This window comes from Microcoleus sp. Aus8_D2 (assembly GCF_036702665.1).
Taxonomy (GTDB): Bacteria; Cyanobacteriota; Cyanobacteriia; order Cyanobacteriales; family Microcoleaceae; genus Microcoleus.
The window spans coordinates 1-12586 of the sequence record NZ_JAUBUN010000018.1 but is presented as its reverse complement, the minus strand read 5'-3'; the positions used below and the strand labels follow the sequence as shown (position 1 = coordinate 12586).

Sequence of the window (12586 nt, the reverse complement as noted above, 5' to 3'; positions counted from 1 at the left end):
GATTTCACTTCCTCACTCGATTGGGGGTTTAAGATTTTTAATTTTAGATGGCAACCCTGGAGGCTGTCAGTCAATAGATTTGAGATTTGAGATTTGAGATTTGAGATTTGAGATTTTCTCCACAGATGAATTTAGGAGTTTGAACTAGCGTCTAAAATTGTGGTTTCTCTACACTCATAGCGTGGGGGCTGGTATCCGTTTCTGGATGGGTTTGCTAATGAAAGCAGGTCAACTTTGGGATTATAGTAGCTTGATAGTTGTGTGTTTATGTGTCAATCAGTGAGTTTAACTAATTCTGCTGCACTTTGGCAAAATATAATGATGGACGATCGCTCCCCTATGATTTCTCCTAACCTTTCAGCGATATACCGCGGCATCAGCGAGATTTTTCCCGATCGACCTGATTCTAGCAACCCTGACGAAAATCTGGCCCAATTGCTGGCAAAAGTCGATCGACCGTTGCGAGTCAAACTGGGAATCGACCCCACAGGGGCGGACATTCACCTGGGACACAGCATTTGTGTCCGCAAGCTGCGAGCTTTTCAGGATGCCGGCCACACAGCGGTACTAATCATCGGAGATTTTACCGCAAGAATTGGCGATCCGACAGGGAAGTCGGAGACCAGGAGCCAATTGACAGCCGAACAAGTGGCGGAAAATGCCAAGACTTACTTAGACCAAGTGCGTCCGATTCTAGATTTTGACACACCCGGACGCCTGGAAATTCGCTATAACTCGGAGTGGTTGTCAAAATTGGACTTGGCGAAGATTTTGGAACTGCTAGGCACGATGACGGTGCAGCAGATGCTCGCTAAAGAGGGATTTGATAACAGGATGCAGCAGGAAAATGCGATTTACCTGCACGAGTTTCTGTACCCGCTGATGCAGGGTTATGATTCCGTGGCTTTGGAGGCGGATGTGGAGTTGGGAGGAACTGACCAAAAATTTAATATTGCGGTGGGGAGAGATTTGCAGCGGCATTTTGGGATGAAACCGCAGTTTGGTTTGCTGATGCCGATTTTGATCGGGACTGACGGCGTGCAGAAGATGTCCAAGTCTTTGGGCAATTATGTGGGTTTGTCGGAAGATCCGCTGACGATGTATTCTAAGCTGGAAAAAATTGCCGATCGCTCGATCGCCCAATATTTTGAACTATTGACAGATTTGCCGCTTGATGAACTGCCGGAAAATCCGCGAGAAAAACAGAAACTTTTGGCTGTGGATGTGGTAAGTCAGTATTACGGCAAGGAAGCGGGCGATCGGGCACAACAAGATGCGATCGCATTAGTGAAAGGTGCAGCGGGACAAGCTGATGCTGTGGCGGAGTTTTCTTTAGCAAGCGTGCAGTTTCCGGCTAAGTTGTTTTATGTTCTGAGTGCTAGCGGGCTTTGTAAAAGCAGCGGCGACGCGCGGAAGTTAATGCAAGGCGGCGGAGTAAAGTTAGAGGGTGATAAAGTATCTGATGTCAATCAGACATTTGAATCACCTGCTGATTTATGCGGTAAAGTTTTGCAAGTGGGCAAAAATAAGTTTGTCCGCTTAGTGGATTGAGTTGGGATTTGTTAACCGCCATTTGTGTCAACTTAAGCCTAGAACCCCTGATAAATCTCGCCTTTATCCCAGGCCAGATCCCCCTAAATCCCCCTTAAAAAGGGGAGTAGGGGTTGACTTTGAGAATACTCTTGTCCCCCCCTTCTTAAGGGGGGTTAGGGGGGATCTAGACTCGAATGCCAAACAGCAATCTGTGACTACGTTTGACGTTTTGATACCAATCTATATGAAGTTCTTACTATGAACGGTACTACGCTCGCAGATAAAATTATTGTTCCTTTGGATGTCCCGAGTCTCGAAAGTGCGATCGCACTAATCGACCAACTCCCCGATGTATCATTTTGGAAAGTCGGTTTAGAGTTATTCGTTAGCTGCGGGCCAGCAATTATCGAGATTCTGAAAGAGAGGGAAAAACGGATTTTTCTAGATTTGAAATTTCACGATATCCCGAATACTGTAGCTGGCGCTTGTCGGGCTGCTGCTAAATACAATGTGGACTTATTGACTATCCATTCTACTTGTGGTAAAGATGCCTTGAAAGCAGCACAGTCAGCTTTAGTAGAAGGGGCGGCTGCTGTCGATAAACCGACTCCTAAATTGATTGCAATTACACTGCTAACGAGTTTGAATTCCCGACAGTTAGCTTTCGAGTTAAAAATACCTTTGGAATTGCCAGAATATGCTTTGCACATGGCATTGTTAGCGAAGGAAACGGGTTTAGCTGGTGCGGTTTGTTCTCCCCAAGAAGCGGAACAGTTGCGGATGAGTTGCGGGGATGATTTTCTGTTGGTTTGTCCGGGCGTGCGTCCAAAATGGGCCGATGGGGGAGATCAAAAACGATCGATGACTCCGAAGGCTGCTTTAAAAGCTGGTGCGGATTATCTGGTGATTGGGCGCCCGATTACAGCTTCCGACGATCCGGTGGCGACTTTTGCGCGCATTTGTGATGAGATTGGATAAAGAAACCGGGTTTCTACGAAAAATCTTCGTTGGTGACGAGATATCTAGGAAGAAACCCGGTTTCTGGGCGCCGACGCTAGGGAAAGAAACCGGGTTTCTACGAAAAATCTTCGTTGGTGACGAGATATCTAGACAGATGAACCCAGATAAAATCCCATCCGCGTACCCTTCGGGAAGGCGAAGCGCCTACATCTGTGTTTATCTGCTAATATCTGCGATCGCAAGTCCGACTTTGGCTGTGAATGTTGTCACAAATGGCGATCGCAGTATAAACGCAAGTGGGTATAGTTGGTTAGCGCGATCGCCCTGTCCGGCTGATTTAGAAGCTTTAGTCGATCGCCTGTTGCAAGATTTGCCGAGTTATGCTAATCGGGTAATTGTGCGATCGAACTTTTCTCCTAACACTAACACACCGCCCGTTGACGCGCTGCCTCAAATAATTTTAGCAGGTCGCCCGGAATTTGAACCGCTACCTTTAAATTTTGAATAATCACTTCCTGAAAATGCCAGTCAAGTTTTTATCACTACTTTGGAAAGGCAGTATCGCGATGGAAAGCGAGTCGAAATTCAGCAATATCACTGGTTGTTTTTAGCTAAAACCGAGAAGGGTTGGGAATTAGTAAAAATTGTTTCTCGGTTTGGTACAGCGGCAGATGTTCGCCCGTTGTTAGCAGCAGAGGGGGAGAAAAGCGCAATTGCTGAGGCGATTCGTTTGTGGTTGCGAGATTGTCATGCAAAACGAGAAAATAAGACGGCGGTTTAACTACTGAATTCCCTAGCCAAGTTCTGTTTGATTTCCAAATATGCTGCTTCTTCTAGTTCTAGTCGTTCTCGAATTAGGCGAATAATCCACGCCTCAACATCTGTTTCTTGATGCAATCCCGCTAAAAAAGCTGCTTTTATGGCAAGTTCAGAGGGAATGGATAAAGAAGTCGGCGGTTTTTGTACAATAATCGGAGTTTCCCAAGCTGAGTCATTATTAGCTTGGCTTTCTACTATTAAATCAATATCTGGTTCAGAGAGTGTTTCTTGAGTTGTGGGATTGATTGAGTTCATATTGGCCATCCGGTAATAAGGCGAACTACGTTATTTGGCTTGAGTTGAAATATAATTTTGAGGGTACGTCCACCGTAAGTTGTACCAATCAGTTGATAGCGCTCTGGGTAAGACTTGTTGCGTCGCACTTCATAGTCATAAAAGAAACATTGAACAGCTTCATTGAATGTAACTCTGTGTACAGCCAGTTTATCTTGCTCAAAGTCATACTCAAATTCATAGGGGGTGAAGTTATTCCAGTCTACCACCGTTTTAGAGATTTTATAAGATTGCCATTTAATTATATCAGAGCGATCGCATCGCTAAAGAAACCGGGTTTCTACGAAAAATCTGGGTGGGTGAGGAAATATCTAGGAACAAACCCGGTTTCTGAACCCCAACGCTATGGCAAGAAACCGGGTTTTCTAGGTTTGGTACGGCGGAGGATATTAGCCCGTTGTTGCCGCCAGAGGGCGAGAAAAGCGCAATTGCTGAGGCGATTAGTTTGTGGTTGCGAGATTGTCGTGCCAAAGGAGAAGCGTAAAGAGCTCGCCAGTTTATGCAGTCACACATACAACTCGAAAACCGCAGTCATAATAGTCAAAGTCCGGCGCATTGAAAAAGCGAAAAGCAGAACGGCAATTCCTCGGATGATATAGCCACGAACCCCCACGCAGCACCCTTGCTCGTTTATTATTTTGAGATTTTACTAATAATTCAATAGAAAATTGATAGCGACTATCGTTGCTATTTTCATCCCATACGCTACCATCAGTTGGTGTTCCGTAATAGCTACCGTGCCAGGGGTCAGCACACCACTCCCAGACGTTCCCGTGCATATCATATAAACCAAAACTATTGGCGGAAAAACTGCCTACATCTGTAGTTTGTTCGCGATATTGACATTTTGGTGAATTATTGTAAGAGTATTTGCCGTTATAGTTAACTTGATTAGTAGTAATTGTTTCACCAAAATAGAATGGTGTAGTCGTACCAGCACGACAAGCATACTCCCATTCTGCCTCACTGGGTAAGCGATAATTGTGTCCGGTATTTTGAGATAACCTAGCACAAAATTCCACAGCCTCATACCAAGAGACATTTTCTACTGGTCGGTTATTACCTTTAAATTTAGAGGGGTCTGGATTGAGATTAAATTGAATTTGTGGCAATTTAGCAACGGCTTTCCACTGTGCTTGTGCGATCGCATATTTCCCGATCAGGAAAGGTTGAATTGTCACAGGATGTTCAGGTTTTTCTTTATATTGGCTTTCTGGTTCAGTTTCGGGCGCACCCATTGTGAAAGTTCCACCGGGAATACTAATCATTTCCAAAGTAACTCCATTACCCAAGTCTTCAGTAAAGGATTTCAACTGAGAGGCTTTTTGTCTTAATTTTGCTGATATTTTATTAGGTACTATCAGTGAATGCTGAACAGTTTTTGATTGTGATGGCGTTGGTATTTGAGTAGGTAATATTGAAATGAGATCGAGAGATTTCAATACTTCTACTGCTGATTGATAACGCAGACCTACTGGAAATAATATCATTTTATCTAACACTTGTCCCAAGTCATTATTGAGAAAAAATGCTTTATTTCTCCATATCCATTGCATTTGCATCGGGTCAAAAAGCTCGTCAACAAAAGTCCCATTTTCTTGTCGTAGCAAACATCCGGTTAATAAGCGAATACAAGTTACACCAAGACTGTACAAGTCACTCGCCGGAAAAACATGACCTTGCATTTGTTCCGGTGCCGCATAACCAGGAGTACCAGTCACAGTTCCGGCTTTAGTCAAAATACTACTGCTCAATTCTTTGGCAACTCCAAAATCAATCAATACGAGAGAACCGCGAGAATTTCTAATGATGTTTTCTGGCTTAATGTCTCGGTGAATTACTTTTTGATTGTGCACAAAATCTAATATTGGTAGCAATTCTCTTAGTAATTGCTGAATCTGTTTCTCGCTAAACTTTCCCTGCTGCTGTAATTCTTTTAATAAATCCTTACCGTCAATAAATTCTTGTACTAAATAGAAGCGTTTATCTTGTTCAAAAAATGCCAATAAATCAGGGATTTGAGGATGTTTGCCTAAGTCTCGCAGTCTCACTGCTTCTTGTTTGAATAACTCCGTCGCTTTCTGGATGGCGGCATTCCCTTGGAGTTGGGGGAGAAATTGTTTGATCGCACAGATTGTATCGAGTCTGTGTTCGTCTACGGCTTTAAATGTACGGCCAAAAGCTCCTTCGGAAATGTATTTTACTGCTCGATATCTATCTCCGAGTAGCAGTTTGTTGCCGCAGCTTTGGCAGAATTTGGTGATGGGTGGGTTTGGATGCAGGCAGTCGGGATTAAGACATTGACTCATACAATTTTATGGTTTACTATTTTAAGAGTAACACGATTTACGTATTTAGAAATATTGTCTGTCCGAAAAGAGGAACGAACCAATCGCCAAGACTAAGATTGCTTCGTTCCTAGCAATGACAATTTTGGAAGCAATGACAATTCTGGAAGCAATGACAATTCTGTCGCGTGGGTGGGGGCGGGTTTATGAGATTGTTGGTTTGAGTCTGAGATTGTTGGTGAACCCGCCCCTACAAATATTGTGGTTTACCGGAGATGATATAAGGCGTAAGTGATGATTAATTTACCGTTTTATATTCATCCAATTTTGCTTTTACTGCCTGCATATCTTGCCACATCAACCATTTCGGACTTTCGGGTTCGCGGGAGGGATTTCGCAACAAGTATGATGGGTGGAAAATTGGCATACACAGCCGTCCTTCCCATTCTATCCATTGACCTCGGATTTTACTAATTGGTCGCTTGTCGCTTAACAAACCTTTCAGGGCTGTTGCACCAGTTAATAAAATGATTTTGGGGTCTAAGATGCGAATTTGTTCGAGCAAGTATGGTTTGCAAGCTTCGATTTCTTTGGCTGTGGGAGGGCGGTTGTTGGGTGGGCGACATTTGATGATGTTGGCTATGAATACGTCGGTTTCTGTGTTCAATTCTACGGATTCTAAAATCTTATCTAACAGTTGACCCGATCGCCCTACGAAGGGTAATCCGGTTTCATCTTCATTTTGTCCGGGCGCTTCTCCCACAATCAAAATCGAGGCTTGAGGATTGCCGCGCCCGATGACGGCGTGAGTGCGGGTATTTCCCAATTCGCATCGGTGACAGCGGTTGCAGTGATCGCCGATTTGTTCCATGTTTTGATAAGTACCGGCGGGAATGGGAATTTTGGCATTTGCTGGGATTGAGTCGTTTTGGAAAGCGGCACTTTGATTGCTGTCAAAAAGGCACAGTTGCAAGTCGCTGGACATACATTTTACAATTGGAGAGATTTTTTTGAGCTGAGAGTTTATAGTTTAGATGGCGCTGGGCGATTTGAGATGGGCTGGATGCTTCTATCCGATACTGTCGGCGATCGCACAATCCCAAATTAACACTCGCTTTCTCTCACAGGAGTAGCGCCTCAGAAACCCGGTTTCTCGAAGAAATCTTGGTTGAGCAGCGAAGTATCTGCGAAGAAGCCGGGTTTCTGACTCGCAAATCTCACATTATTTGGTTGAGCTCGTACAGGCAAAAATATGTTATCTCACCCGTTTTTTGACGATCGCGCCGATGCAGGCGAAAAACTGGCCGAGGCAGTTGCAGACGAGCTCGGCAAGTTTAATTTAACCGCACAGAAAGCTGTGAAACCGATTGTTTATGCCTTACCGCGCGGGGGTTTGCCGGTTGCTGTACCCCTGGCGCGCCGCTTGGGCTGTGCTTTGGATGTGGTGGTGGCGAAGAAAATTACTCGCCCAGATAATTTGGAATTGGCGATCGGGGCTGCAACTGCTGACGGCCACGTTCTCTGGCAAAAGCAAATTCAGCCAAATTTGCGCTTGCAAAAATCTGCACTCCAGCAGGCTGAAAATAGCGCTCAATCTCTGCTGGCAGATTTGGCTTCGGGACGGCCCAATGTCAGCGCGGCTGGGGCTTTGGCGATTTTAGTGGACGATGGGATTGCGACGGGGATGACGGTGGCTGTGGCGGCGCAGGCTTTGCAGTCCCAGCAACCGGCGGCTTTGTGGATTTGTGCGCCCGTCGCCCCGCCAGAGTTGATGGGATTTTTGGCCAAAATCGCCGATAAATCAATTATTCTGGAGACTCCTCACCCTTTTTACAGTGTCAGCCGCTTTTATGTCGAATTTCCGCAGGTGGAGACGGCGGAGGCTTTGGTGTGTTTGCAGCAACAAACTGAATGGCGATCGTAGGTTAAGCTCGAAGGCTACATCCAAAAGCTCGATCGCTAAAACATGAGACCTTGGGAATATTGGTTGAACACTGTGATTTTGTCTGCTCAGCACCATCCGCCTCGCTTTGTTGAGTTGGTGATGTTGACTTTGGCGACGATTTTTCTCGGGCTGTGGAGTGTAACTTTGCAGTGGCAGTATTTAACGCTGTCTTTGAGTTATATCATTGGTTCGTCTTTTTCGATTTTGGTGCGGGAATCTATGGGGCCGCGGCCTCAATTTCAGTGGACTCATTTGACTGCATTGTTGTTGTTAATTATCAGTTTTTATAGTTTTGCTGAATTGATTAGATAGTTAAGGAGGTTTTGAACGAACCGCGAAGACGCTAAGGACGCGAAGGAAGAGGAGAGAAGATCGAGAGTTCACAAATTTTTTGTGATTGTTGTATAACTTGATTTCTTAGTCCGCAGGCGAGTGGATATCGTTTGTATCGCGGCGATTTCAATCGCTAAGTCTTATCTACTGATTCGATTGATGCAAAATTATGCGATTTCCGGCGGGATCGAAGGCATAGATTTCTAAGCCGTGAGCAGCTTTGATAATTTCTCCGGCGGGCGGATATCCTAAGGCCCAGATTCGGGCGATCGCAGTTTCGATGTCGCTGACTTCTAAACACAAACTCATGCCTGTTTTTGCTCGATTTGCAAATTCGGATTTGTGGGAGTCTTTGGGTTTGAATATGCCGAGTCTTAAGCCTGGTAGTTGAAATTCTGCATAAGTATTTGGAATGTAAGGGTTCGGTTCTAGGTCGAGAAATTTTGTGTAAAATTTAACTAGAACTTCTTTGTCAATGTCTGCTAAAGTCACTAGGGCGGCGCTGTACTGGAAACTCATATAAATTTATAATGGGGAATTGGGGGAATTGTGTTCAATCATTGGTATGTAACTAATGACTGTGGTGAAAACTCTAAACTATAGCCTTTCTCAAAAAGGTGAGGTATGTCGGGCATAGGCCAAACCGGGCATAGGCCAAACCGGGCATAGGGCTATGGGCTATGGGCTATGGGCTATCCTCATGTTTTTGAGAACCGCTATAGATTATCATATTGTAATACAACAAATATTTCTCTATGGAACTCACCAATTTTATTGCTCTGTCTGTGATTGTTGTGGCTGCGCTGGGGATTGGCATGGGAACAATGACTTGGGCTTACTCGGGTAAGGGCAGCATTTCGGTACTGTTTAAAGAACCTATTTTAAACTCGCCAGAATTTCCCGATACTGACAGCGGTAGGAAAGCTGCGGCTTATTTCCAAGCTGGAATTGAGGCTTATCAGTCGGGAAATTACCGCAAAGCTCAAGATAAATTTACTAGCGCTTTAGCACAAATTTCTACCTGGGCTGAAGCTTACCACAATCGCGGCTTGATTTTTGCGAATTTGCGATCGGATGGCGAGGCTGTTGCAGATTTGATCCGTGCTAGCGAATTATACCAAGAGCAGGGGAATGGAAGTGCGATCGACACGATTAAACAAAATCTTGCAGCATTGAAGCAGCGCAAATTAGAACGAGAAAAAGAAAAAGAAAAAGCAGTAGCGACATAAATTAGTAGGTTGGGCCCGTGGAACGAAACCCAACCTACTAATTTATGTCTGAGAAACCCGGTTTCGCGATCGATGTATCGTGTTCGAGCCAAAATATTTGGGAGAAACCGAGTTGGTTGACAGAATTATTATTAAAGTTGAACATCAAGATTTAAGATTATCCCAAACAGCTAAATTTTTCTGGTATCTTCTATTTGGTCGATTTTAGCAATCAGCATTTCTCGGGTAGCTGCTACGATTCGATAATTAGTAATGATATCGAAAGCTTCCCACTCTTGAGTTACTTCGCTATCTTGCCACAAAAACCATTCCCGGTAGATTTCTCCGTCATCAATGTCGCCACACAATGGCAGCCAATCATCTCCTTCCATGCTATCAAAGTCTCCTCCAACTAAGTCGATCCAGGCTGCGACAATACAAGATTCAATAGCATTTTTATCAAAAGCAACTACGTTAGACTGAACGGAAGTTTCGGGAAAGCAAAGTGTGGATTTCATACGCTGTACCTGAATGTTATGTTATTAATTTATAAAAAATTCCTCAACGGTAGCGATCGCACAATGCCGCTATCCCAACCTCCACAGTTACCACCTCAAAAAACCTTGACCCCCAAAGCGCTCAAGTGCTTCTGCTGTATAACTTGAGAGCGCTTTGAGTCCAGTCGCGGCAGAGGCCCAATTCAGCCAATTTGCCAACTGGCACAGGGGAAAGCCCGTGAAGCGAAGCTATCGTCCGCTGGAATCGCCAGAAGATCTCTGTTAAAGCCGATCGCGCTTTCTGAAGCGAAGACAGCGCGACTGCCAATTATATACTTGGTAGGTTGGGGAGTTTCAGTACAGTTTTTGTGGTAAAATTAGCAGGAACCGGGCTGGCGTACCGAGGTGGTGCGATCGCAACTTTAGATTTATTGTTGATTTTGGGGTGAAGCCCGATCGACTGTTCAGGGAAAAAACTATGGAAGCAACCAACGAAGCAAGAATTATCACTCTGACAATCCACTATACCAACGGCAAACAGCAACATTTCGAGTTCATTCCGCCAGAGGTAAGAGTAGGAGAGCAAGCAAATTTAGGCACTCGCCTGCACAAAATGTTGACAGCAGATCCGATAATTCTTGAATTGGCAGATAAACTTGTAGTTATCCCAGTTCACAACATCCAAAGTATTGAAATATCGCCGGTTCCTCCCAAATTGCCAGAAGGTGTCCTTCACCCAATGCGAGAAATCAGTAAATAGCTAAACTGTTCCGACCTTTAAAAGTGAATTTGGGAGCGGCGTCGGAGCAACGCCCCACAAGAGTTTTAATCAACACAAATTTAGCAATTAAAGGCTCGGTAACTTAATTAAACCAAACCAGATTTAAATAAAAAAACTTATTGCTTGCAGTGACACGGTATCTCGTGTGAGTGAGGAGAATAATTGCAAGTTTCGCCGACTTAAACTTACCCTAAAAAAATGCTAGAACTCCACTGTCACACAACTTATTCCGATGGAACTCTCACCCCAGCCGAACTCGTAGCCGCCGCCGCGTCTTCGGGGGTTCGCGCTTTAGCCGTCACGGATCATGATACGATTTCGGGTTGGGATGAAGCCTTTGCCGCCGCTGCTTTGCACGGTATAGAAATCGTCCCGGGACTTGAACTCAGTACAGTCCACAACGGCAGATCTTTGCACATTTTAGGTTTTTATCCAGACCCAAATAAATTGCAAACTCCTTTAAATGCTCGCCTGGAAGGACGGTTGAGACGATCGCAAGAAATGGTAGAAAAACTAGCAGCAATGGGATACGCGATCGAACTACCAAAAACATCATCCCCAGGAATGGCACCGGGAAGGCCTCACATTGCTAGCGCGCTGGTACAAGCCGGTTACGCCAAATCATCGCGGGAAGCCTTCGATCGCTGGCTGGGAGACGATGGCCCCGCCTACGTGCATTACGAGAAATTCTCGATCGTCGAAGGCATCAATTTACTCAAAAGTTGTGGCGCAGTACCAGTCTGGGCTCACCCTTATTTATTTCGCGGTGGCGCGGTTGAGGAAGTCTTGAAAGAATTAGTAGATGCAGGTTTGATGGGAGTTGAAGTATACCATCCCACCCACAGTTCCAGCCAAATTCACAAGTTAAAACAATGGTGTCTTGATTACGGTTTGCTGATGACAGGTGGTAGCGATTATCACGGCCCAGAAGAGGCAAGAAATGAAAGAAAAGGTATTGAAAGTACCAAATTAAATATGCTGCACGTACCGTTAGAATTGCTCGATCCGATTAAAGTTGCTGCGGCAAGTTTGAAGTGATAACTGTAGGTGCGTCAGCTTAGATTGGAGTAAATGGGAACAATCAATCTATCCTGACGCACCCTATTAGACATATTACAAAAGTAGAAAACTATCTGAAATTCATCTGCGTTCATCTGTGTTTATCTGCTATCATCTGCGGTTTCGGTATCAATAAAATATTTGACAATAGGTATACTGAAAACCAATTAAAAGGAAAAAGAACATAAATTAATGTGAAGTTAGAGACTAATCTGTGTTGAGCAGATGTTAGGGTAGTAGTAAGATTCAACTACTCAGTGGAGCTGATTATGAGTACAGAAGACAGAGCAAAGGCGATCGGCAAAAACGTAGAAGGCAAAGCTCAGGAAATTTTCGGGAACATCACGGGTAACAAAAAAGACCAGGCTGAAGGTAAAGCCAAACAAGCGGAAGCCGCCGCCCGCCACGCAGCAGAAGATATGAAAGATGCGGTGAAAAATCTGACTGATAAGGCCAAAAAGGCGATCGACAAATTGTAGAAACTTGACATCAAACCGCGAATTGTGGTATGGGCGGGTTCACCAACTATCTCTGACTCAAATCAATAATCTCGTAAACCCGCCCCCACCCAAAGCTGATATCTCATTGCGAATGTTAGCGAAGCAATCACCGGGCCTCTGGGATTGCTTCGCGAGTTTTTGTATGTCAATACTTCGGACAGTTTTTGATAGCCAACGATATAATAAAGGTTTCATGTGATTTGGGCGATCGCTCTGGCAACGAAAAATCAATCGTTTCAGATTACGATCTAAAAATCATTCAGGCTATTGAAGTTAAAGGACTAGCAATTACCTATAGCGGTTCTCAAGCGTGGTGAGGATAGCCCTATGCCCTATGCCCTATGCCCTATGCCCTATGCCCTATGCCCT

The 12586-nt window shown here is 44.6% G+C and carries 15 protein-coding genes; 10 read left to right on the top strand and 5 right to left on the bottom strand.

All coding sequences use genetic code 11. The features are described from left to right. Positions 1-318 precede the first annotated feature (318 nt). The 4 genes from tyrS to QUB64_RS15895 all read left to right on the top strand — a co-directional run bounded on the left by tyrS (position 319) and on the right by QUB64_RS15895 (position 3274). On the top strand, positions 319-1551 hold the full coding sequence (gene tyrS / locus QUB64_RS15910; protein WP_333271897.1) for a tyrosine--tRNA ligase: 1233 nt from the start codon (positions 319-321) through the stop codon (positions 1549-1551). A gap of 240 nt (positions 1552-1791) precedes the next feature. Continuing rightward, positions 1792-2511 (top strand): orotidine-5'-phosphate decarboxylase, encoded by a 720-nt coding sequence (gene pyrF / locus QUB64_RS15905; protein ID WP_333271855.1) that lies wholly within the window; start codon positions 1792-1794, stop codon positions 2509-2511. Positions 2512-2647: 136 nt separating this feature from the next. Further along, positions 2648-3001, top strand: coding sequence for a hypothetical protein (locus QUB64_RS15900; protein ID WP_333271858.1), 354 nt, complete (start codon positions 2648-2650; stop codon positions 2999-3001). Between the two features lie 39 nt (positions 3002-3040). Further along, positions 3041-3274 carry a hypothetical protein gene (locus QUB64_RS15895; protein ID WP_333271861.1) on the top strand — a complete coding sequence of 78 codons (234 nt, stop codon included), beginning with the start codon at positions 3041-3043 and terminating at the stop codon, positions 3272-3274. Here QUB64_RS15895 and QUB64_RS15890 read toward each other — a convergent pair. The 3 genes from QUB64_RS15890 to QUB64_RS15880 form a co-directional block, all read right to left on the bottom strand. Further along, positions 3271-3567, bottom strand: a complete 297-nt coding sequence (locus QUB64_RS15890; RefSeq protein ID WP_333271864.1) for a hypothetical protein — start codon at positions 3565-3567, stop codon at positions 3271-3273. The two genes, QUB64_RS15895 and QUB64_RS15890, sit on opposite strands and share 4 nt — an antisense overlap. 536 nt (positions 3568-4103) lie before the next feature. After that, positions 4104-5915, bottom strand: a complete 1812-nt coding sequence (locus tag QUB64_RS15885) for a bifunctional serine/threonine-protein kinase/formylglycine-generating enzyme family protein (protein WP_333271866.1) — start codon at positions 5913-5915, stop codon at positions 4104-4106. A 277-nt stretch (positions 5916-6192) separates the two neighbouring features. Next, on the bottom strand, positions 6193-6879 hold the full coding sequence (locus tag QUB64_RS15880; RefSeq protein WP_333271869.1) for a uracil-DNA glycosylase: 687 nt from the start codon (positions 6877-6879) through the stop codon (positions 6193-6195). A 267-nt stretch (positions 6880-7146) separates the two neighbouring features. Between QUB64_RS15880 and QUB64_RS15875 the strand changes: the two genes are divergently transcribed. Further along, positions 7147-7818, top strand: a complete 672-nt coding sequence (locus tag QUB64_RS15875; RefSeq protein ID WP_333271872.1) for a phosphoribosyltransferase — start codon at positions 7147-7149, stop codon at positions 7816-7818. A 42-nt stretch (positions 7819-7860) separates the two neighbouring features. Continuing rightward, on the top strand, positions 7861-8151 hold the full coding sequence (locus tag QUB64_RS15870; RefSeq protein ID WP_333271874.1) for a hypothetical protein: 291 nt from the start codon (positions 7861-7863) through the stop codon (positions 8149-8151). 165 nt (positions 8152-8316) lie between these two features. Here QUB64_RS15870 and QUB64_RS15865 read toward each other — a convergent pair whose 3' ends face one another. Then, complete coding sequence (locus QUB64_RS15865; protein ID WP_333271877.1) at positions 8317-8691, bottom strand: VOC family protein; 375 nt, start codon at positions 8689-8691, stop codon at positions 8317-8319. A gap of 236 nt (positions 8692-8927) precedes the next feature. On the opposite strand from QUB64_RS15865, the gene QUB64_RS15860 reads away from it, so the two are divergent. Then, the gene (locus tag QUB64_RS15860) at positions 8928-9401 is read left to right on the top strand and encodes a hypothetical protein (RefSeq protein ID WP_333271879.1); all 474 of its coding nucleotides are present in this window, start codon (positions 8928-8930) and stop codon (positions 9399-9401) included. A 170-nt stretch (positions 9402-9571) separates the two neighbouring features. Here the strand turns inward: QUB64_RS15860 and QUB64_RS15855 are convergent, their stop codons facing one another. Next, positions 9572-9898, bottom strand: a complete 327-nt coding sequence (locus QUB64_RS15855) for a hypothetical protein (RefSeq protein WP_333271881.1) — start codon at positions 9896-9898, stop codon at positions 9572-9574. 457 nt (positions 9899-10355) lie between these two features. Between QUB64_RS15855 and QUB64_RS15850 the strand changes: the two genes are divergently transcribed. From QUB64_RS15850 to QUB64_RS15840, 3 genes are all read left to right on the top strand, one after another. Beyond that, positions 10356-10637 (top strand): hypothetical protein, encoded by a 282-nt coding sequence (locus tag QUB64_RS15850; RefSeq protein ID WP_333271884.1) that lies wholly within the window; start codon positions 10356-10358, stop codon positions 10635-10637. A 219-nt stretch (positions 10638-10856) separates the two neighbouring features. Then, positions 10857-11696: a PHP domain-containing protein gene (locus tag QUB64_RS15845; RefSeq protein WP_333271886.1), complete on the top strand. Its 840-nt coding sequence runs from the start codon at positions 10857-10859 to the stop codon at positions 11694-11696. A 290-nt stretch (positions 11697-11986) separates the two neighbouring features. Beyond that, a complete protein-coding gene (locus QUB64_RS15840; RefSeq protein WP_333271889.1) occupies positions 11987-12196 on the top strand; it encodes a CsbD family protein in 210 nt (69 codons plus the stop codon). The last annotated feature ends 390 nt before the right edge of the window (positions 12197-12586 follow it).

What these genes read in the sequence shown, in the direction of transcription:
- tyrS (WP_333271897.1), top strand. Translation starts at nt 319, where the DNA reads ATGATGGACGATCGCTCCCCTATGATTTCTCCTAACCTTTCAGCGATA.
- pyrF (WP_333271855.1), top strand. Translation starts at nt 1,792, where the DNA reads ATGAACGGTACTACGCTCGCAGATAAAATTATTGTTCCTTTGGATGTC.
- QUB64_RS15900 (WP_333271858.1), top strand. Translation starts at nt 2,648, where the DNA reads ATGAACCCAGATAAAATCCCATCCGCGTACCCTTCGGGAAGGCGAAGC.
- QUB64_RS15890 (WP_333271864.1), bottom strand. Translation starts at nt 3,567, where the DNA reads ATGAACTCAATCAATCCCACAACTCAAGAAACACTCTCTGAACCAGAT.
- QUB64_RS15885 (WP_333271866.1), bottom strand. Translation starts at nt 5,915, where the DNA reads ATGAGTCAATGTCTTAATCCCGACTGCCTGCATCCAAACCCACCCATC.
- QUB64_RS15880 (WP_333271869.1), bottom strand. Translation starts at nt 6,879, where the DNA reads ATGTCCAGCGACTTGCAACTGTGCCTTTTTGACAGCAATCAAAGTGCC.
- QUB64_RS15875 (WP_333271872.1), top strand. Translation starts at nt 7,147, where the DNA reads ATGTTATCTCACCCGTTTTTTGACGATCGCGCCGATGCAGGCGAAAAA.
- QUB64_RS15870 (WP_333271874.1), top strand. Translation starts at nt 7,861, where the DNA reads ATGAGACCTTGGGAATATTGGTTGAACACTGTGATTTTGTCTGCTCAG.
- QUB64_RS15865 (WP_333271877.1), bottom strand. Translation starts at nt 8,691, where the DNA reads ATGAGTTTCCAGTACAGCGCCGCCCTAGTGACTTTAGCAGACATTGAC.
- QUB64_RS15860 (WP_333271879.1), top strand. Translation starts at nt 8,928, where the DNA reads ATGGAACTCACCAATTTTATTGCTCTGTCTGTGATTGTTGTGGCTGCG.
- QUB64_RS15855 (WP_333271881.1), bottom strand. Translation starts at nt 9,898, where the DNA reads ATGAAATCCACACTTTGCTTTCCCGAAACTTCCGTTCAGTCTAACGTA.
- QUB64_RS15850 (WP_333271884.1), top strand. Translation starts at nt 10,356, where the DNA reads ATGGAAGCAACCAACGAAGCAAGAATTATCACTCTGACAATCCACTAT.
- QUB64_RS15845 (WP_333271886.1), top strand. Translation starts at nt 10,857, where the DNA reads ATGCTAGAACTCCACTGTCACACAACTTATTCCGATGGAACTCTCACC.
- QUB64_RS15840 (WP_333271889.1), top strand. Translation starts at nt 11,987, where the DNA reads ATGAGTACAGAAGACAGAGCAAAGGCGATCGGCAAAAACGTAGAAGGC.